Below are 20,532 nucleotides of genomic sequence, written 5' to 3' on the forward strand. Positions count from 1 at the left end.
TCTCCTTAATAAAGACGACTCAACACATAATCAGCCATGTCAATTAGCGCTTGACGGCACTCTGAGGGCGGTAAATCTGCCAATTGTTGAACGGCGAGTTGGGCATGATGTGCGGCTAATTCGCGCGATCGCTCAATGCCCTGACTTTCTTCAATCAAGGCGATCGCTGCTTCTAAATCCCCCGCCTCTGTAAACTCCCGCTCAATCAGCGCCTCTAGGTAAGGTTTTTCTTCTAAGGCAAATAACACCGGTGCCGTCAGATTGCCACTTTTTAGATCCGATCCCGCTGGCTTACCCAAAGCTTCTGTCGAACCCGTGAAGTCAAAAATATCATCCACAATCTGGAAAGCCAAGCCGAGATGACGTCCGTAGCGATATAAATTTTCTGCCGCCTCCTCCGAGACATCACTGAGTAATCCAGCCGCCTTAGCACTGTTAGCAATTAAGGAGGCAGTTTTGTAGTAACTCTTCTCTAAGTAAGCTTCGAGGGACAAACTGGCATCAAAGCGATTCAACCCTTGCTGAATTTCTCCTTCTGCCATATCCATAATCACTTCTGAGAGCAGTTTCACTACCTCTAAATTATCCAAATTTGCCAAATACCAAGAAGATTGGGCAAATAAGAAGTCTCCCGCCAACACAGCGATGCGATTGCCAAACCGGCTATGAACCGTTGCAATGCCGCGTCTTACCTCGGATTCATCCACCACATCGTCGTGTACCAGACTAGCGGTGTGAATCATTTCCGTAATTTCTGCGAGACGTCGGTGACGTGGGGTAATGTCTTGATCCAGCATGGTTGCCCGCGATATCAGCAGGACGATAGCGGGTCTAACGCGCTTTCCTCCTGCCCCAAATAAGTGTTCTGCCGCCGCATACAGGATGGGGTGACGGGCACCAACCAGCTTTTTCAAATTCTCCGTCAGAACACGTAGGTCTGATTCAACAGGGGCAAAGAGGGAGGTCACTGAGGTCATGGATCAGCCGACTCCGGCTTAATAGTTACGAAATTTTACATTCCTGTCATTTATTTTAAGCTAATGCTCCCCCACAGGGAAGTTTTGTTCCTTAGAAGATGCCCCCGCAGCCTTTTTTTGAAATTGTATCGACTTGTAAAGTATCTAAAAAAATCGCCCCTAACCCCAAGGGATCTTGTGTTACTCTAATATGTAAGGATTTGAAAAGCTTAATAGACTCACTGAGCCAAAAAATTACAGAAAACACTTACGTGTTGGTAATAAATTGGTAAAGGATGGCAGATTTTTGGTAGGCGGTAGCATTTCCGGCTTCCTGCATCTTTTTCTAGCGCTAGTGCCCTAGGAAAAATAGCCATCTGAAAATAAAGGACTTTCAACAGGCACTGTAGATTAGCTTGCTATCTACGGGATTGCTGAGAAAAGCCCCAGATTATTTTTATCAATTTTCTGGGGTTTCAGTTAAATCAAGAATTTTGGGGGCGATCGCGACCTCCAGAATTCCTATGGGCAGCCATATTCTCAAGCCTTGACTTGGGGGCGTTGTCTTAGGATCGTATAAAAATTTACATTCCGCTACTTGTGCTTGTGCGACACTATGACGTATAATGAAATGCCTCTGATTATTCCAATTTTAGCCACTGGTTATTTGTTAACCGTTTACCTGCTGTTGATTCTGGCGCAGCGAACTGTGAAAGGTGCGGGTAGGACGAAGTCCGTACCCTAGCGATCGCGACAGAATTATTAGCAGTTTGCGGCACGCTCACCTCATCCATTCGCGATTAGCAGCCAAATTTGAGATTTTGGATTGAAGATCCCATTCTTCAATTGACTGCTACTCGCTTAGCTCAAGCGGTATTTGCCGATGTAGCACTGTCGGTAAATAAACCTTTTCTACAGCAGGCGTACACCCCAGCCATTGTACTGACAGTTGTGCAAACTGTTCGGGACAACCGCTGACGGCAAATCGAGTGGCTAGAGGTGGGCGGGTGTTTCTCAGTCCTAGTAAATCCAGCTCTTGAGCAGCCGCAGCCGCTACATGAACTGCCGGATCGCATAGATTCACCGACCGGGGCAGAATTGTCCTGAGGACGGGTGCTAAGTGGGGATAGTGGGTACAGCCGTAAACAAGCGTGTCAATGCGATGGTGCAGCAACGGTGCCAGGTACTCCCGCGCCACTTCCTGGGTGTAAGGGTCATGGATGCGGTTTTGCTCAATCATCGGCACAAACTCTGGGCAGCCCACTTGCCAAACTTGGGCAGTGGCGTCAACTTCTAAAATCGCGCGACGATAAGCGTTGCTAGCGGCAGTGGCTGGGGTGGCGATGACCCCAATCCGGTTGCCTAGCTCAACAGCAGCACGGGCACCGGGCAAGATAACTCCTAAAATCGGCAGAGGAAACTCAGACCGCACTGCCTCCAAAGCCAGGGCAGAACTGGTGTTGCAAGCCATGATTACCATTTTGACGCCCTGCTGCATCATCCAGATGAGAATTTCGCGCACAAAGTGCAAAATTTCTGCCTGAGAGCGAGTGCCGTAGGGCAGTCGAGCCGTATCGCCAAAGTAAAGAATCGATTCGGATGGCAGCTGCCGGTAGAGTTCCCTCAAGACCGTCAGCCCGCCGACTCCGCTATCAAAAATCCCAATTCTGGCTCGTTGAAGAGCCTCATTTATTTTTTGTTCCTGATTCATGATTAATCAACCACTCCCCACAAACCGACATTTAGAGACTTTGTTGAATGTACTGTAGAATCCCGCGAGCGATCGCTCTTGCCATCTGGCTCTGGTAATCCGGCGAAGCCAACTTAACAGACTCTTGTGGGCTGGTAAGAAAACCAACTTCCACTAAAACAGAGGGCATCGAACTCTTCCTCAGTACATAAAATCTCGCCTGCCGCACTTTTCGATCTCGGATATCAACGTTCTGCAAAATACTACTGTGAATTGTTTGAGCTAAACGCCCCCCACTAGAGTAATAGTAAGTCTCCAGCCCTTGCACATCGGGACGCCCATCAATTGCATTGGCATGGATACTGACAAATAAATCAGCGTTGGCTCGCTCAGCCATTGTGACTCGCGGTTGCAGGTCTACGAAATAGTCATCATTTCGCGTCAATACCGCCTGGATGCCCTGTTGCTCTAGCAATGCCGCTACCTGCCGTGCAATCGGCAAGATCACATCTACCTCCCGCAGACCCCTATAACCGATGGCTCCAGGGTCTTTACCACCATGTCCGGGGTCTACAACCACAACCAATCGTCCAACACGGGGGCGGGGGGATGGCGAAGGCGGATTATTATTCTCAGGCAACGGCACGCGAACAGAACCCGTGGGGGGAACAACCGATCCAAAGCGACTTCGTTGCAGTTGCAGCGCTAAAAGTTGGTCGCTCACCTGATTGAGTTCCCCAACCTGCACCCCTGAGGCTGGTTGCACCAGAATTACGACAGTACGCGAATCTTGCTGCTGCAAACGCACCCGCCGCACCGAAGTGGTGGCATCCAGTTGGGGTCCCCTAACTCGGTCAGCCAACTGAGCGGAAGGAATGGTAATGCGATAAACTCCCTCTTTTGCATCCCATCTGCCGGTGTACTTTACAGACGCATCCGCCCGAATTAATAACTGGGTTCCGGAAGAAGCGAGTTCCACCGATTGAATCGTTGCTAACTGATTATTAGGACGGTTGGTGGGGACGGGTCGGCTGGGTGGAGTCAAAGGCGGTGTGGACTCCCCCGTAACGGGAGAGGGTTGATTTCCAGCCAGTGGCGGACTTTCAATGTCGCCAGCACTCGTACCCTTCGGCAAGAGTACAATGCCACCAAAATCGCTGACACTTGCCAGCCAGTCCGGACCTTCTCTCCTCACGTTCATGGTGACGCGAACGATTGAGGGTGAAGTATCGACTTGGGACAATAAGATGCGACTGACGCCATAGCGATTCACCGTCGAAGAAGGCGATGCAAGACTGCGTGAAAGGGTAGCGCCTTGCAGGTCAAAAGTAATGTTTTTGCGATCGCTACTCCGCTTCACCTTAATAATCTGCAGGCGACCCCCATTCGTCCGCAGGAAAAACCCATCCCGCGTTACCTGCACATCTTCGATTTGAGCAAGCGACCCAACCGCTACGTTTGGGGGTGTCTGACGAATCGGCGGGCGACTCAGCACTCTTGGCGGCGAAGGATTCCTAGGAGCCTCATTGGGAAGAGGCTGCAAAGGGGGCGGCGAATTTCCCAAATCTGGATCTCTGGGGGAAGAATTTGGCACCCGCGCTACTCGTTCGGGCTTTGGTAATTGCACCGACCACTGGCTGGGGGAAGCTCCTCGAACTAGCACTTGCTCTGGATCGAGGGTGTAACCAGGGTCTAATTCAATTACCATCCGAGTAATATTGCCCTCAAACTGTCCTACTCGCAGAGAACGCAGCGCTCCAGCCAATTGCTGAGTCACCGTTGGGCGTCCCAAGCTGGTACCGGGCAGATCGATTACCAGACGTGTCGGGTTGGCAAGCAGTTGCGCTCGCGGTTGAACTCCATCATCCGTCCTAAAGTCCAGTCGGTTCTGATTGGCATCAAAACGCCAATACACCAGTCTCGCCGCATTAGCGGGAAGTGAAACGAGAAAAATGCTCAAAAAACTGGGTAATAGCCAGTAAAATCTCACTATCGTTGCTCCTGAAAAAGGCAAAGACCGTAATCGTCGGTCTGTACGCTGTAGACCTGTTTCGGATGTTTTCGGTTCACATCCGGTGCATTGGGGTAAACAAAGTAAACGATTTTAGACTGGGTTGAACAATATCACGACTTTGGTAGCAATGCAGAATAATCGACTAGGCATGACTTTTTTCGCTGGAAAAAGCCAATTGCCATCGGGAAGATGCCTGGTGTGTGGAGTCTCTCAAAGCGAGATTTTTGCTTGCCAGGGTTGGGCAATGATGACGTTTTGATGCTGCCTATCCCCAAGTCGCGCAAGTCAACACTTTTCTCAAAGCGAGAGAAACCTTTTGAATCCTATAACCAACCCCAAGGGACGTAGATAAAGTAACTTAAGTTTCACAAAAACCGTTCGCTGTTAGTTTTTTGTCAGTAGGTAGTCGGTGTTGATTGTATACCACTACCCACTACCCACTAATGACTAATCGCTTTCCTTAGCAGGAACCGATGCAGGTTCCTGAAACACAAACCGTAATAACGGAGGTGCTAAAAAAGTTGTCAAGATGACCATCATAATAATCGCGGCTTCTGTGGCTTCAGACAAAGCACCGCTGGCAGAACCAACACCGGCAAAAACCAGCCCAACTTCGCCTCGTGGAATCATCCCGACGCCAATCGCTAATCGGTTGAGCTGAGGTTGACCAAATACTGCTAGACCAGTAACAACCTTTCCGACAATTGCCACGACAATCAGGAAAATAGCCATGAGCAACCCTTCCCGGTTACTGGGAACCGCTGGATTGAGAACTCCCAGGTCGGTTTTAGCACCAACCGTCACAAAGAAAATCGGCACCAACAGATCGGCAATGGGCACCACCTGCTTTTGCAGTTCTTTACGCTTATCCGTCTCGTCTAAGACTAAGCCAGCGGCAAAAGCTCCCAAAATAGCTTCTAGGTGGATGGCGGCTCCCACATAGGCCATCAAGAATGCGAAGATGAAAGCGGGTATTACTAGCCCGCCGCGTGTCTTGAGCAGATCGGCGATCGCTACAAAGGATTGGTTAAAAACCTTACCCAGCAGAATTGCACCTAATAGAAAACTACTGGCGCTAACGATCAGATAAATGACGTTGCTGACATCCACTTCACCTGTTTTTGCCAAACTTGCCACCACTGCCAAGACGATGATACCCAGAACATCGTCTATGACAGCAGCGCCCAGAATAATCTGACCTTCTTTAGAAGTGAGACGCCCCAGTTCTGAGAGAACCTTGGAAGTAATCCCAATACTGGTTGCAGTCAAAGCAGCCCCCGCAAAAATCGCTGGAATCGCTGGCACGCCAAACAAGAGCATCAGCCCCGCAGTGCCAGCTACAAAGGGCACCACTACCCCCACTACGGCGACAACGACTGCCTGGATACCGACTGCCATCAGTTCCTTTAAATTCGATTCCAGACCAATTTCAAATAGCAGTACGATCACACCCAGTTCCGCCAAAACGGACATAACTTCGCTCTGGGTTTGAAACACCTCACCAATTGTGTCGAGACTTAAGCCAGAGGTGCCTTGCAGGAAGGTCATCAGTACAGAATCAGAAGCCGAGGAGCCGCTTTCTGGAAATACCAGCAGATGCAGGGCAGAAATACCCACCACCACACCGCCGACCAGTTCGCCTAATACAGGCGGGAAGCCCATCCAGTTTGATAACTCCGCCCCGATTTTGCTGGCGAAGTAAATGATGACTAAACTCAGCAATACCGCTGCTAAGACCAGTGGGCCTTTTTCTGCTTCTGGTGTTGCTGCTGCTAGCACAGGAATGGTTTTGCTCCAAAGTGAGAACGAGAAAGTTGGACTTAGTAAACTAAGCCAGTGAGTTGCATCTATCGCCATGAGTTCTGCACAAAATCATTCTTTTCAATGTACAAGCTTCTTTACAAAAGCAAGCTTTTATCTGGATATTCAACGAGAGTGAAAGACCTGTCAAGATGATGACTTGAGAGGGATGCGGTCAATTTCTAACTCGCGATCGCGCAGTTGAATCCAGTCGCTTCCACTCAAGTATAAATACTTACCATACCCTAGAGGGCTGGCGATCGGGCGATAGCACTTGCATTGCAACTAGCACTATCGCCTAAGTTGCCAAAACGGTAACTGCTGAGATTTTTTAGCTGCGGTAGTGGCAGATTAGGAACATTCCACCGGCAAAATTAAAAGCAGCTGGTGCAGTTCTAGTATGAAAACACACGAGCCAATGAATCGAACTCCATCTTTCGCAAGTTCCTGGTATCAGCGTCAGGCAATATCTTTCGCCGTGGGTCTTTTAAGTTTAATCATGACTAATCCAGCGATCGCCCAAGAGAAAATGCTGCGAACTATTACTGTGACTGGCAGGGGAGAAGAATCGATTGCGACAACGTTAACGCTGGTGCGGCTGGGGGTTGAGGTTCAGGGTAAAGTGGCTGCGGATGTGCAACAGGAAGCAGCACGCCGATCGACCGCAGTGGTGGAGTTGCTAAAATCTCGCAATGTGGAAAAATTACAAACCACTGGCATTAGCCTCAACCCGGTTTACAGCTATGAAAATAACGTCCAACGCCTGACTGGGTATACTGCCACCAACGTCGTTAGCTTTCGGATTGATACCCAAAAAGTCGGAACGCTTCTGGATGAAGCGGTGAAAGCTGGGGCGACACGGATTGACGGCATTAGTTTTATTGCTGCTGATAGTGCGATCGCTACCGCTCAAAAGCAAGCCCTGCGCGAAGCGACTCAAGATGCCCAAGAGCAAGCTGATGCTGTTTTGGGTGCCCTAAATCTCACCCGCCGGGAAGTTGTGAACATTCAAGTCAATGGTGCTTCTGCGCCGCCGCCACCCCCAATGCCCTTAGCTGACATGGCTTTGCGATCTGGGAAGGTAGAGGCGTCTACACCCGTGATTGGTGGCGAACAACAGGTAGAGGCATCGGTGACTCTACAAATTAGCTATTAGGAATGTTGGGTGGGCTTTTGCCCACCTGATGTCATTGTTTTTCATAAGAGGGACTAATCCCTCTGAGGAATTTGAGAACAGATTTTATAACAACTTGCGATCGCGCATGAACGACAACGCCTTGATGCTGGTGGCGTCCCGCAAACCTCTGAGTATTTAAGGGAGTAAGTATCACTTTGTCTATGCTTGTTTTTCAACCTGGTTCACGTTCTCAAGCTGGGCGAACTGAACCCTTATTAGCCACGAGCGCCCCACAGACAAGCTTGCTAATTTAAAGGCGATCGCTCCTCACCGACAACCTCCCAACTGCGTCCTCACAGAAGGACTGAGGTCTAACGACACACTTGAGTCGATGCAGATAGCCTCTCAACTCTAACCAATAACTCTTGTTCGTTCGGCTGCAACGCCTTGTTAGGCTGCTGGCTGCATAATTGCACAATTGGTTATGAAACTGAATAGCTTCGCCTCATGTAATCGTGCGCTCAAACATCGCTTGAAGCACGTCCTTTCGCTCAAGAGTTTTCCCGTTGAGGACTACAACACTGAACGTATCGTCAACAATGCGTTTTGATCCATCGTTGACATGAACATGAATCCCTTTTTCCTGCGGGCGATCTGCTGACCACACGATTGCTGAAGTAGATGCCCAGATTTCATAATCACAACCTGAGTATTTATCTAGATCCAGCTTCAGCGTTCTGTCTGGCTCCTTATACTGCGTGTTCTTTGCAAATTGGTCATACAAAGGTTTAAGAGGCGTTGACACAATATGCCCCTTACTCCAAGTGCTATCACAACCGCAATTGCCACAGAAATGTTTCCGATGAGGCTTCCGTGCAAAATCACCTAGATCCAGGTGAGGGTATCCACACTGGGAGCAGTTGATGCAAGTCATCTCTCGATCTTCTTCTACGGCACACACGAACTCAAAAGCAGCCGGCGGCGTGATATTGACGCGGGTAATCTCAGCATTGGCAAACAGTCCTAAATCTTCATGGTAAAGCAACGAAATAGCATCAAAGTCATCGTCTATCGACTTCTTTCCTTGCGCCTTGGGACGTAAATGAACATGAATTTTTGGAGCGCGCGACTCTATCGGCTGGGTAGACAGGGCTGTTGGAAGTGAACACCATATTCCCACCTCAGCATAGTCAGTTACATTGATTTCCAGTGGAGACAGAGTGTAGTTCATTGGCTGGGAGTGATTTGCACAAAGCATTACTCCTGACTTGTCAGATGATTCGTGGTCGGCTTTTGTCCCCCAGTGCGTTTGATGAGTCCTACACCACCATCGGTCAGCACCATGCCGAAATTTTCCAGCAGGGACAAAATCGCAAGGTAAGAAGGCATCGTCTCCCGCCTGTGCGGGGAAACTCCCAAGAATAGATTTAGAAAAAACAGCAATATTTCCGAGGGTGCGACCGGATGCCCAACAAATCGCGTTAGCCTGGTTCCAAGCGTTCTGACCTTCCGGCTTTAAGGGCTGTTCTTCCCCAACCTTGCTGATATAGCGTTTTTTAGCTGAAGCGCCATCAGGATATTCCCATTCACATTTCCATAGCTCAACTGTATTAGTAGAGTGATTGACTTTGCGCTCAATGAACATAGGATCGGTAGTGTGCAAAATTGATACTCAATCTATTTTGACACTCCCACAAGGGTAACTCTAATCAAGGGAGACACCAGTACCGCAAAAGCTACTGCACGGGATGTTGAGACGGTTATTCCCACTGTGCTGGAGCGAGGCGGGGAGTATTTTTGGGGATTGTGGAGAAGTTTGAAAGATAGCGATCGCTACTTTCTGTGGTGTCTAATTTCTAGGGAAACTCCCACAGACCAAAATCCCAAGATTGTCCGAAAACTGGTAAAAAAAGAAGTGTTGCATCAACTCTTGCGATCGCATCCTCTTGCCTTTAGTGCAAAAATTTATTGAACAGGTGGTAGAAGAAGAATAGGTGAGCGTTTCAGCAAGTTCTTCAGGATACTTTTATAGATGAAAAGTACCATTAGCGATCGCTTCCTTTTTCTGCCATCAAACCTTACATATACTTCAAGATGCCTCTGTCTCAGTAGATTCAAATCTAACTTGTCGATATACAGCATCTACGCTTAGAGAAAGTCCCACACTAGAGAGAGTGAATGTATCTCCAGACTCGTAGGGATAAAGCACCCACAAACCCTCCTCATTGCGCCTAAAGCACTCCACCCCTATCTGTTCTGACTGAATCAGCACATACTCCTGTAAAGTTTCCATCTGACGGTATCGAGCAAATTTACCCCCCCGATCAAAAGCCTCTGTAGAAGGCGAAAGGACTTCTACAATTAGGCAAGGATACTGAACAAACTGATTAGAGTTTTGATCTCTAGAGTCGCAAGTCACCACCACATCAGGGTAATGATAGGGGCCATTTGCAGAGGCTTGCACCTTGACATCTGCAATATAGACTTCGCAGCCTCCCTCTTGTAAATGACTATCTAGAGACGTGTAGATGTTGCCAGCGATGCGGTTGTGGGGTTTCGTCCCCCCCGTCATGGCAAAGACTTCCCCATCAATGTACTCGTAGCGGATTTCTTGAGTAGGTTCCCATTCCAGATACTCTTGGGGGGTCATCTGGTTAAATTGTCGAATAGCAATCATAGTTTCTATCACTTCCCCATAAAAGCTTGGTTGATGAGGCGAGAAGCATTAACTCAATCTTTATCAAATTATATTTTAGAATATATCAATAAAAAATATCATCTTTATTAATCTGTTCAAAATCATTAAACTAAATTTTAATTTAATTAACTCTGCGTACCTCTGCGTTAACATGGCACGTACCTTTGCGTTAAAAAAAGGTGGGCATTGCCCACCCCACATAAATTAGCCCTTAATACAGACAACCTGCTTCAGCGTCGCCACAACTTCAACCAAATCCGCTTGATTAGCCATGACTTGCTCGATCGGTTTATAAGCGCCAGGAATTTCATCCAAAACGCCCTCATCCTTGCGGCACTCTACACCATTTGTTTGCTGAATCAAATCGTCCAACGTGTAGACATTTTTTGCCTTATTTCGAGACATCAAACGTCCAGCACCGTGACTGCAAGAACAGTAACTTTCAGCATTCCCTTTCCCTTTTACAATGAATGATTTTGCTCCCATTGAACCGGGAATAATGCCATAATCTTCTTGACGCGCCCGCACTGCACCTTTACGAGTGACATACACATTTTCGCCAAAATGCACTTCTTTTTCGGCGTAGTTGTGGTGACAGTTGACTGACAGCAGCGGCTTAGTCTGCTTACCACCAGCGAGATGCTTTTCCACAATCCGCTTAAAACGCGCCATCATCACGTCGCGGTTGAAACGGGCGTAGTCTTGCGCCCACTGTAAATCGTGCCAGTAGGCGGTAAATTCTGACGTACCAGCGACAAAGTAAGCTAAGTCTGGATCGGGTAAGCGATCGCTTGCTAGTTTCGCGAGTTCTTTAGCCGTGCCAATATGGTTTTGTGCCAGCATATTGCCAATGTTGCGCGAACCAGAGTGCAGCATTAACCAGACAGCGTTCTCGGTATCCAGACAAACTTCAATAAAATGATTCCCGCCACCCAGAGAACCCATCTGTTTCATGGCTTTACTTTCCAGGTGCTTCACCCCTGAATGCAATTCCTTGAAATCTCGCCAACCCTGCCAGTTAAGAACGGCTGTTTCAACATCTTTGTTTTCATTGAAACCAACCGGAATCGCTGCTTCTAAATCCAGACGAATTTGCTTTAGCTTGCCCTCCAATTTTTCGGCGGTAAATGGTGTTTTAATCGCCATCATCCCGCAACCAATATCCACACCGACAGCAGCTGGCATAATTGCTTCTTTAGTCGCCACTACAGAACCCACCAAGGCACCTTTGCCAAGGTGAACGTCTGGCATCAGCGCTACGTGTTTGAATACAAATGGCAGGGAGGCAACATTCTTTGCCATCTTGGTTTCAGCGGAACCGAGGGCATGATTTGCCCAAGATAGCACCGGCACTGAGGTTGAAATTTCTAGCTTTTCGTATGGCATAAACGTTTGCCGCTGATATTTGATATTAAAGATCCGTGACGCTGCAAGCCTACTCCCGGTCGCGATCGCAATCTGCGCTGAGGTAGTCCTGCTGATAATACTTTTGTATTACTTTTATAATACATGAGGGAAGGCGGGTTTGTCATCTCCCAAAGACACCCGCAGGAAGAGTTTCTGAGTTATAAATAGCATTAAGATTCGTAAAGAGGAGAATGCCTCCTCAGGTAATCTACAACAACGCAGATAAAATCCTATGGCGGTTGGCAAGAACTCAATCTACGAGCGCTTCTTAGCACCTGTGGTTCGGCTGTTGATTGATGAAGAGAAGCTGCGGAGTTTCTATGAGAGTGTGGATTGGGAGCAAGAAGGCGATCGCTTCCGTAACCCCAATCTTTCCTATCCCTCCTACTACAGTAGCCAAAACTTCCACGGCATTGAGCGCGGTTATCTCAACTCCGGTGCGGCGGTTTCCTACGACCCGATTACCCAATACGCTTTACCTCCCAACGAAACTTGGGTACGCCAAAGCTTGATTGATGCTATTCAAGGGCAACCGCGACGGATTTTAGACTTAGGCTGCGGTACCGGCTCGACAACGCTGATGTTAAAGCAAGCTTTCCCACAGGCGGAAGTCATTGGTCTAGACTTGTCGCCTTATATGCTAGTGATGGCTGACTACAAAGCCAAAAAAGCACCGCTAAACATCCAATTTTTGCACGGAAATGCCGAAGAAACTGGGTTTCCCGATGCGTCCTTTGACCTGGTAACAGCTTCTCTGTTGTTTCACGAGACACCACCCGCAGTATCTCGCGCCATTTTGCGGGAAAGCTTCCGCCTGCTGACATCTGGGGGAGAGGTGTTGATTCTCGATGGCAATCAGAAAACGATTCGCCAAGTAGATTGGCTAAGTGATATTTTTGAGGAGCCGTACATCAGAGCTTACGCCGGTGATAGCGTAGATGCCTGGATGGGAACGGCAGGATTTGAAGCGGTGCAAACTCAGGATGTGTTGTGGATACACCAAGTCACTAGAGGCATCAAACCCATCCCAGTTCAAAACTCTGACTCGGTATCAGCATCCCGTACAGCGACCAGTAGCACGGCAGATGATGAGGATTTGGAGGGCTTTGGTGCCCCAGCTTTTGGCACAACGGCATGACTTTGAAGGCAGTTCTGTTTGATTTTAACGGTGTGATTATTAACGATGAGGCAATTCACCGGGAACTAATTGATGAAGTTCTAATTTCAGAGAATCTGCGGTCTAAACCAGCAGATTACCGACAATTTTGTTTAGGCAGGAGCGATCGCGCTTGTCTGAATCAGCTGCTAAAAAATCGCGGCAGATTTGTCACCGAAAACTATTTAACTGAATTGGTAAACCGCAAGGCGCAAGCCTACCAGCAGCGCTTGGAGGCACTGGAAAAGTTGCCTGTTTATCCAGGCTTGGAAGACTTAATTAACCGATTGCGGATGCGAGAGCTAAAACTAGCTGTAGTCAGTGGCTCGATCCGTTCTGAGGTAGAACTGGTATTAACTCGCGCCGGAGTGGCTGAGTTCTTTAGCGTCATTGTTGCCGATGACGACATCACCGCCAGTAAGCCAGAACCGGATCGATATCTTCTGGCGGTGGAACGCCTCAATCAGCAATATCTCCATCTCAATCTACAGCCATCGGAGTGTCTGGCGATTGAAGATACCCCAGCAGGAATTCAAGCCGCAAAGTTTGCCGGGGTGCCAGTAATGGGAGTGGCGCATACTTACCCGTTTCATATGCTGCAACGCTGGGCTAACTGGGCTGTCGATGAGCTTTGCGACTTAGAATTAGAGCGGGTGGAACAAGTTTATTCTCGAAGTACACCCCAGCCCATGATGGGATAAACAACTGACTCTGTAGGGATAACAGGATAGTCAGTTGTTTCTGGCTGGATGCTAGAATATTGAAGTTGAACAGCTCATAGCTTATGGCTATTAGCTCGCAGCTTGGGGAATTAGCTCAGTTGGTAGAGCGCTGCGATCGCACCGCAGAGGTCAGGGATTCGAGTTCCCTATTCTCCATTAGAAAGAGTTTATAAAACCTTTTAGCCTCTACAAGGCAATTTAATCAGACTTCATCAGGACTTACGCAAAGCTTATACATATAGCGTTTTTTCGGGTTCAATCTCCCTGTGGTTGCCCACACTATGTGGTGATATTTGCGTAAGTCCTGTTCATGTTATGCACTAGCTTAATGATGTTTGTCGTGCTTTACAGCAGATTCTGATAGGAGCGCCTATTGAGCCTAAATTTTTTTATGAAGGTTAGGGTGGGGTTCCAGAGGTTTTTACAAGGCTTGAGAGGCTCCCACCCATCGCTAACAGGGAACCGGATTTAACTTTCTACCTTAGTCCCTGTCAAGTTATTGTTCGCTTTGTTAAGTATTTGGTAACTCTTATTGCAACTTGTGCGATCGCAATTTTGGTATTACCAGATCAGTTATCGTGGAAAACTAAAGGAATAATTAAATAGAGGCCGTGTGCCGTACCCACTTGCTCCCACCACCCGCACAACACTTGTTCCCAGCCAATTCGGCACTCAGAACAGCTATCCGCTAATAGGAGGTTTTATGACTCCCACAATGCTGCGTCAGCTTTGGTCTTTAATTGAAACTACTCAGGCGAATCTGTTATTGAAGTTAGATGATGCCAGCTTAGTACAGTGGCTGCTGAAGCAACTGAAACAACAGCGATCGCTCAATTCCGATGAAACAAATATTATGACTGACTATCTGCACTCAAAGCTATCCCTGATCCGGGATCTCGCTCAGGAGCGTCAGTCTGTCTGGCAAGAAACCCATTAACAGTAAAGACGCGATGTAGATCGCGTCTTTACTTGCTAAAATGCCGATCGCGCACGCAGCCAAGAGCTACTTGGGTGCCAAAGGACGCTCTGGGAAAGACTGCGGCTCCGGTGGAGGTGCCGCCGGTGTATTAGCCTGTGAAGAATTTGCCAGCGTCGCCGACACTAGGGCATAGCCCAAATAAGCCGGTAAACTTATCGCTATTACTGCGGCGATCGCTGCCACCCAGGTACGCCGCGTCAACACAGGACCGTAATGGCAGCGATAGGGGTCATAAGCCAGAGATTCTGATGGAATCATGTCCCGCATGGCAGTAGGTCGCTTGAACCGCACCCGCCGGTCATCCATTTTTTCTAACAAAATCCAGCCGGATTGTGCCTCTTCTTCACACAGCTTTTGAAAAACCGTGGGATTGCGAAATAAATCGCCTTTAGCTCGCACAATTTTAAATTCCCAGCCCATCAGTCGCGGATCTTTGAACGTCTGTGCAGAGGAACCATTAGAAGGCGGCTCTGCTAGTGCTAGGTCTTGTTTAGATTCATAACGAGTCAAAGTTTCTTCCTCTTCCTCATATTGCTGACCTGTACTCACCTGCTGCCAGCGCATCCATCCGCTTACCATCACTGCCTCCAAACCAAAACTTCCAACCAACAGGCTCCACACAATCACTTCGAGCATATTTTGATAGCTATCAGCTTTGCGAATGACGAATGGCAATTGACAATTAGCTATTCGCCATTAACCAATGACCAATAACCACTGACTATTGACTACTGACCGCTAAGGGTAAATAACCTTCAACCAGGCAATCTGAGCCGACAGTTCGCCAACGGACGCGCTCTAGAGTGAGTGCCTCTGTCATGCTTGCGAACCCCAAATCCCCCACGGGCGAAGGAGCCGACCTGCCGCCGACAATTTTGGGAGCAATGAAGGCCAGAATTTTTTGTACTGTCCCTTCGGCGATCGCGCTTGCTGCTAACGTGCCGCCACATTCCCACAGCACGCCCGATAATCCCCGCTCATATAAGTACGCCATTGCCTTCGTCGGTGTCAGTGGAGTCAGCTCCACTACCATCACACCCTTTTTCAGCAACATCTGCTGAAAATCCGGATTAGCCCCCACCTCTGTTAACACTAAAGTCGGAGCCTCCGCCGTCTCCCACACATGAGCCTCTACGGGCAAATGTAGCGTGCGACTCATGACTACGCGCAAGGGATTGTGTACCTCTGTCTGATGGCTGGTCAAGTGGGGGTTATCCAGACGCACGGTGTTGCCGCCCACGATCACAGCATCGCACGCCACCCGCATTCGATGTACCTCATTGCGGGCGTCGGTGCTGGTAATCCAGGCGCTGTGTCCTGTCGTTGTGGCAATTTTGCCATCCAAAGTCATGGCGTATTTTAAAATGCCAAACGGACGCCGGTAGAGAACGCGATGGATAAAAGCCTCATTCAGCTGCCGACAGGCGTCTTCTTCCACACCCACCACAACTTCTATCCCCGCTGCTCGTAACCGCTCAATCCCTCCCCCCGACACGCGCGGATCGGGGTCTACCATGCCCACCACCACCTTGCTCACGCCTGCTGCTACCAATGCTTCCGAACAGGGAGGCGTCCGTCCGTAGTGGTTACAAGGTTCCAGATTTACATAAATTGTGGCTCCTTTGGCTCGTTCACCGGCGTCCCGCAGCGCAAAGACTTCTGCATGGGGATGACCGGCACCGGGATGAAACCCTTCCCCCACAATCTGCCCATCCTGGACAATGACAGAACCCACTAGGGGATTGGGAGCGGTTTGTCCCAAGGCGTGACGGGCTAGTTCTATACACCGCTGCATCATCGCGCGGTCGAAGGAGGTAAAAGGGGACTCCGGTTGGGGTGCATCCGATTGGGTGTCTACGGAAAAGTTGTCCATGAGTTTGCTGTCCTGGCTACCAAATTCTTCGCCCCAGTACCCCTAAATTTTATTGATGGGGGTGTAGCGGCAGGCAATTTCAATCGCCATCTATAAAACGTCCTTGCCAAAGGTATGCCTGAGTATAGAATGCCTTCAGGAGGGAGCAAGTGTGTTTAATCTGACTTACGAATTTAAGCTAAAGCCAACACGCGAACAAGTTTCATTATTTGACGAATGGCTAGAAATTAACCGCCGCGTCTACAATTATGCACTTGGTGAAAGGAAGGATTGGTACAAATCCCGTAGTTGTCAGATTAACGCTTGTTCCCTTCGCCATGAGTACATGATCAGGGCCAATACACCGCGCCCAACTTACGCAAGTCAATGCAAGTCCTTGACGGCTGCGAAGAATGAGCATCCAAACCTCAAGGTTGTTAACGCTCAAGTATTGCAGCAAACTCTTAAGAGAGTCGAGAATGCATTTGTGGCAATGTGGGAGCAGAACCACGGTTTTCCACGGTTTAAAAAACCGGGAAGAATGCGTTCGTTCGTGTTTCCCCAACTGAACAAGGAACCACTCAAACAAGGGCAAATTAACCTGCCTAAGATTGGGTGGGTTAAATTTCGGCAGTCGCAAAGCATTCCTGATGGCGGGGCAGTAAAGCAAGCCCGGATTGTTAAGCGCGTATCTGGTTGGTACGTCATGCTAACAGTACAGTGGAATGTGTCTGTAGCGCCGATACTGCCTCATGGAGAAGCATTAGGGATTGATGTAGGCTTAACGAGTTTCGTAGCTACTTCCAACGGTCTTTTAGTCAAACGATCCAGGTTTTTTGTAGATGCCGAATGCCAGCTTAAATTCCTGCAACAGCGCGTCTCTAGGAAACGTATTGGCTCAAACAATTGGCGAAAAGCACTTCAGAAAGTAGCTAAAGTGCATGAATACGTTTCCAATTGCCGCAAGGATTTCCATCGAAAACTATCCCATCAACTATGTGATGGCGCTGGAATGGTTTTCGTTGAAGATTTGAATTTGATTGGACTGTCTCGCGGAATGTTGGGCAAACACTGTCTTGATGCAGGGTTTGGTCAGTTTTTTAACATCCTTGAGCAGACTTGCTTGAAAAGGGGTGTGTACTTTCAAAAAGTAGATGCTCGTAAAACAAGTCAGATTTGTCCTAATTGTGGGACACAGACAGGCAAAAAAGAGCTATCGGAGCGTACTCATGTATGTGAGAGTTGCGGCTATAAGACTGATAGAGATGTCGCAGCCGCTCAAGTAGTCGCAATACGTGGACTTGCAGCCGTGGGGCACACGGTGAAGATGCTTTCTGAGGGTAAATTCATTGGAATCCCTGAGATGAAAGAATCCCCCGGCTTTTAGCCGTGGGGAGTGTCAAACCTGAGTGTAATGAATTAGGGCACAGCCTAGCCTACTTTAGCAGGAGCAGGCTTAGGGAGGGATGTTAGGGGGATTTCCCAGCACAAAAGAAAGAGTATAGAATGTTTACCCGTGAAGAGCGGAATATTGTGGCATCAGCTTAGCCAATAGGCACCCTTAAATGGCACTTAGCTTTGAGGAGTAATTAGTAAAGGGAACCAATCACCAATCACCAATTCGCGATTACCCGCCTTCAAAAGTTATCCTGATTTTCACGACTATACTTACGCGATCGCTACATATCCCTATAAATAGGTCTAATATATTTTGACGGCTAAATCCCATGACAACTTATGTTACACCTGTTAATGTAAATAAACGTATCAAAAAGCCCGGATTCGTAACTTCCTATGAACTGCTGCCCCGCCGCCTCAACTTTGCAACCACCTCAGCCCTACTGGCGTCAAGCCGCTGCCCCGCATTCCCAAAAACTGACAGTGTTTTGCGACTTTGACGGCCCGCTTGTGGACGTTTCCCACCGCTACTACTGTACCTATCAGCTTGGACTCGCTGATACTCAGGAGATATACCAGGAGCGAGGAGAAATCCTGCATCTTCAGGTATTGACTAAAGAGCAGTTCTGGCAAATGAAGCAAGATCGCGTCCCGGATGTGGAAATTGCTATGCGATCGGGCTTGCAGGGGGAGCAAATTAATGTGTTTTTGCAGCGCGTAGTCAGCATCGTCAATCAACCGGCGCTGTTACAAAAAGACAAGATGCAGCCGGGAGTCAACTGGGCGCTGGCATTGCTACATTCTCAGGGCATCAAGCTGGTGTTAGTGACGTTGCGATGTCAATCCCAAGCTGTGCAAATCTTGCAAAATCACGGTTTGGCTCGTTTATTTAGTGGCATTTACGGAACTCAAGACAGCGATGCCGCCTATCAAAACTACGCTGAAGTGAAAACGCAACTTCTCACCAAAGCGATCGCCGAACATTGTTCGCCTAGTTGGCAAGCCGATGATTGTTGGATGGTTGGCGATACCGAAGCAGACATCTTAGCAGGACAAGCGCTTTCGATTCCTACCATCGCGCTGACTTGTGGCATTCGCAGCAGCCAAAGATTGCGACAGTTCCAACCAACACGCATTCATAGCGATTTACTTTCTGTTGCTCATTACCTGCTGGGAGTGAGTCAGCAGTCATGGGTCAATCATCAATAGTCTTTACTCAATTGTCAGAAGAATGAGTATTGACAATTGAGTAAACACTAATTGGAAGACTGCCCTAACAGGTTTATCCGCTGCCACCAGCGATTTAGAGGATAGTAAACAATGGGTGCCCAAAGGCTGCTCAGGATGGCACTGGAGAGGGCAATACGCTGGTGATATGTCCAAATTGCTGCCAGATTGCGATCGCCCTGTAGCGTGAACTGAATTGCACTCACCGTCTCCGCCACAACCGCCATTCCAAAAACAATTAACGCCACCGAAATAAAATCTTCCTCAATATACCGCTGCTTTTGAATCCGAGCAGTCAAAATTCCTACCAATGCTAAGCTGAGGGTATGACTGGGATCGGGGGATGTCATCCCATCTTGGATTAGTCCCAACACCAACCCGGCGATCGCACCCTGCAAGACTGTTCGCTTCAAACTCCAGGCGACCACCCAAATTAACAACCAGTTGGGGCCAATTCCCAACAATTCCATTCCCGGTAAGCGCGTCGGCAAAACCAATAAGCATAGCAGGACAGAACCAATGGTTACTGCCCAGTTAAGCATTTGACGAGGCCAAGGTGACAAGTCAGATACATTGATCATGGGTCATGGCTCATGGGTCATCAGTGATTAGTTTTTAGTCCATCGTCTGTTGCTAATGACTAATCGCCATTTACTAATAACAGCTAACCGTTCATTCCTCATTTCGGGTACGCAACCACCCATTCCAAGGAACTCATCGGTGCTGTCAACTCAATCACAGCTTCAGGAGCTGGGGTTTTGTCCAAATTTACAGATTCTATTCGTCCTAACGGCAATCCTGACGGAAAAAGTTTACTGACAGATGATGTTGCCACGACATCGCCCCGACGGACATCAGGAACTTTATCAAAAAACTGCATCACCGCTCGGTTAGAACCTTGTCCGCGAAGATAGCCCATATAACGGCTGCGGCTAATTGCAACCCCCACTCGGCTGCTGGGATCGCTGATCAGCAAGACCCGGCTGCTATGGGGCGTCACACTGGTGACGCGACCTACCAAGCCACCCGTACCCATCACGATGAAGTCTACCTGGATACCATCTTGACTTCCTCGACCGAGGATTATCTGTTGCCACCAATGATCGGCGCTACGTCCCACAATTGGAGCGACTATCCCTGGCTGTTTTTTCTGTTTAACATAACCCAACAGCTCTTGTAACTTCTGATTTTGGCTTTCGAGTTCAACTAACCGCTCCTGTAGTTCCAGGACGCGGGCATTCTCGATACGCTCTTGTGACGTGGGTTCCATTTGAAAAGGACGGGTGAGCAACTGGTAAGTCTCATAAAGAGCAGCTCCCTGAGTCTCCCGGATCGCCCAGGCACTTCCAATTGTTAGCCCAGCCAATATAACTTGTATTCCGTGCCGAACCCACCAGCGACGCAGTGTAAACATTTAGCTATCAGCGATTCGTCTTTAGTCCTTTAGTTTTTAGTTTTTAGCCCCTAGCCTTAGCCTTTAGTTCATCGTCTACTGCCAATGACTAACGACTAATGA

The 20,532-nt window shown here is 48.5% G+C and carries 20 protein-coding genes and 1 tRNA gene; 8 read left to right on the forward strand and 13 right to left on the reverse strand.

The window, feature by feature from the left end:
* Positions 1-5: 5 nt before the first annotated feature.
* From sds to ACFW2W_RS05565, 6 genes are all read right to left on the reverse strand, one after another.
* Positions 6-977 carry a solanesyl diphosphate synthase gene (gene sds / locus ACFW2W_RS05540; RefSeq protein ID WP_378174425.1) on the reverse strand — a complete coding sequence of 324 codons (972 nt, stop codon included), beginning with the start codon at positions 975-977 and terminating at the stop codon, positions 6-8.
* 620 nt (positions 978-1,597) lie between these two features.
* A complete protein-coding gene (locus ACFW2W_RS05545; RefSeq protein ID WP_378174428.1) occupies positions 1,598-1,750 on the reverse strand; it encodes a hypothetical protein in 153 nt (50 codons plus the stop codon).
* Positions 1,751-1,809: 59 nt separating this feature from the next.
* Positions 1,810-2,667, reverse strand: a complete 858-nt coding sequence (gene murI, locus ACFW2W_RS05550; RefSeq protein WP_378174431.1) for a glutamate racemase — start codon at positions 2,665-2,667, stop codon at positions 1,810-1,812.
* Between the two features lie 31 nt (positions 2,668-2,698).
* Positions 2,699-4,636, reverse strand: a complete 1,938-nt coding sequence (locus tag ACFW2W_RS05555) for an N-acetylmuramoyl-L-alanine amidase (RefSeq protein ID WP_378174434.1) — start codon at positions 4,634-4,636, stop codon at positions 2,699-2,701.
* Positions 4,637-5,107: 471 nt separating this feature from the next.
* Positions 5,108-6,517 (reverse strand): cation:proton antiporter, encoded by a 1,410-nt coding sequence (locus ACFW2W_RS05560; protein WP_378174437.1) that lies wholly within the window; start codon positions 6,515-6,517, stop codon positions 5,108-5,110.
* Between the two features lie 90 nt (positions 6,518-6,607).
* Entirely contained in the window at positions 6,608-6,745 is a 138-nt protein-coding gene (locus tag ACFW2W_RS05565) for a hypothetical protein (protein ID WP_378174440.1), read from the reverse strand.
* Positions 6,746-6,860: 115 nt separating this feature from the next.
* Here ACFW2W_RS05565 and ACFW2W_RS05570 point away from each other — a divergent pair, with 115 nt between their 5' ends.
* Positions 6,861-7,616, forward strand: coding sequence for an SIMPL domain-containing protein (locus ACFW2W_RS05570; protein WP_378174443.1), 756 nt, complete (start codon positions 6,861-6,863; stop codon positions 7,614-7,616).
* A gap of 466 nt (positions 7,617-8,082) precedes the next feature.
* Here the strand turns inward: ACFW2W_RS05570 and ACFW2W_RS05575 are convergent, their stop codons facing one another.
* On the reverse strand, positions 8,083-9,222 hold the full coding sequence (locus tag ACFW2W_RS05575; RefSeq protein WP_378174446.1) for a hypothetical protein: 1,140 nt from the start codon (positions 9,220-9,222) through the stop codon (positions 8,083-8,085).
* Between the two features lie 126 nt (positions 9,223-9,348).
* On the opposite strand from ACFW2W_RS05575, the gene ACFW2W_RS05580 reads away from it, so the two are divergent.
* Positions 9,349-9,549: a hypothetical protein gene (locus tag ACFW2W_RS05580; RefSeq protein WP_378174449.1), complete on the forward strand. Its 201-nt coding sequence runs from the start codon at positions 9,349-9,351 to the stop codon at positions 9,547-9,549.
* A gap of 117 nt (positions 9,550-9,666) precedes the next feature.
* On the opposite strand, the gene ACFW2W_RS05585 is transcribed toward ACFW2W_RS05580, so the two are convergent.
* Entirely contained in the window at positions 9,667-10,254 is a 588-nt protein-coding gene (locus tag ACFW2W_RS05585) for a Uma2 family endonuclease (protein WP_378174452.1), read from the reverse strand.
* A gap of 225 nt (positions 10,255-10,479) precedes the next feature.
* Positions 10,480-11,661 (reverse strand): RtcB family protein, encoded by a 1,182-nt coding sequence (locus tag ACFW2W_RS05590; protein WP_378174455.1) that lies wholly within the window; start codon positions 11,659-11,661, stop codon positions 10,480-10,482.
* 253 nt (positions 11,662-11,914) lie between these two features.
* Here ACFW2W_RS05590 and ACFW2W_RS05595 point away from each other — a divergent pair, with 253 nt between their 5' ends.
* The 4 genes from ACFW2W_RS05595 (at position 11,915) to ACFW2W_RS05610 (ending at position 14,497) form a co-directional block, all read left to right on the forward strand.
* The gene (locus tag ACFW2W_RS05595) at positions 11,915-12,820 is read left to right on the forward strand and encodes a class I SAM-dependent methyltransferase (RefSeq protein WP_378174458.1); all 906 of its coding nucleotides are present in this window, start codon (positions 11,915-11,917) and stop codon (positions 12,818-12,820) included.
* Positions 12,817-13,539, forward strand: coding sequence for an HAD family hydrolase (locus ACFW2W_RS05600; protein WP_378174461.1), 723 nt, complete (start codon positions 12,817-12,819; stop codon positions 13,537-13,539). The genes ACFW2W_RS05595 and ACFW2W_RS05600 overlap by 4 nt, the downstream gene beginning before the upstream one ends.
* A gap of 104 nt (positions 13,540-13,643) precedes the next feature.
* A tRNA-Ala gene (locus tag ACFW2W_RS05605) sits at positions 13,644-13,716 on the forward strand.
* A 547-nt stretch (positions 13,717-14,263) separates the two neighbouring features.
* A complete protein-coding gene (locus ACFW2W_RS05610) occupies positions 14,264-14,497 on the forward strand; it encodes a hypothetical protein (RefSeq protein WP_378174639.1) in 234 nt (77 codons plus the stop codon).
* 66 nt (positions 14,498-14,563) lie between these two features.
* On the opposite strand, the gene ACFW2W_RS05615 is transcribed toward ACFW2W_RS05610, so the two are convergent.
* Together ACFW2W_RS05615 and ribD are read right to left on the reverse strand one after the other, a co-directional pair.
* Positions 14,564-15,214 carry a hypothetical protein gene (locus ACFW2W_RS05615; RefSeq protein ID WP_378174464.1) on the reverse strand — a complete coding sequence of 217 codons (651 nt, stop codon included), beginning with the start codon at positions 15,212-15,214 and terminating at the stop codon, positions 14,564-14,566.
* Between the two features lie 46 nt (positions 15,215-15,260).
* Complete coding sequence (ribD, locus tag ACFW2W_RS05620; protein ID WP_378174467.1) at positions 15,261-16,412, reverse strand: bifunctional diaminohydroxyphosphoribosylaminopyrimidine deaminase/5-amino-6-(5-phosphoribosylamino)uracil reductase RibD; 1,152 nt, start codon at positions 16,410-16,412, stop codon at positions 15,261-15,263.
* Between the two features lie 151 nt (positions 16,413-16,563).
* Here ribD and ACFW2W_RS05625 point away from each other — a divergent pair, with 151 nt between their 5' ends.
* Together ACFW2W_RS05625 and ACFW2W_RS05630 are read left to right on the forward strand one after the other, a co-directional pair.
* Entirely contained in the window at positions 16,564-17,778 is a 1,215-nt protein-coding gene (locus tag ACFW2W_RS05625; RefSeq protein ID WP_378174470.1) for an RNA-guided endonuclease InsQ/TnpB family protein, read from the forward strand.
* Positions 17,779-18,185: 407 nt separating this feature from the next.
* Positions 18,186-18,998 (forward strand): HAD family hydrolase, encoded by an 813-nt coding sequence (locus ACFW2W_RS05630; RefSeq protein WP_378174473.1) that lies wholly within the window; start codon positions 18,186-18,188, stop codon positions 18,996-18,998.
* Between the two features lie 47 nt (positions 18,999-19,045).
* Here ACFW2W_RS05630 and mreD read toward each other — a convergent pair whose 3' ends face one another.
* Positions 19,046-19,597: a rod shape-determining protein MreD gene (gene mreD, locus ACFW2W_RS05635; RefSeq protein ID WP_378174476.1), complete on the reverse strand. Its 552-nt coding sequence runs from the start codon at positions 19,595-19,597 to the stop codon at positions 19,046-19,048.
* Between the two features lie 98 nt (positions 19,598-19,695).
* Positions 19,696-20,430, reverse strand: coding sequence for a rod shape-determining protein MreC (gene mreC / locus ACFW2W_RS05640; RefSeq protein ID WP_378174479.1), 735 nt, complete (start codon positions 20,428-20,430; stop codon positions 19,696-19,698).
* Positions 20,431-20,532: the final 102 nt, after the last annotated feature.

Source organism: Coleofasciculus sp. H7-2 (genome assembly GCF_042747725.1).
Classification (GTDB): Bacteria; Cyanobacteriota; Cyanobacteriia; order Cyanobacteriales; family FACHB-T130; genus FACHB-T130.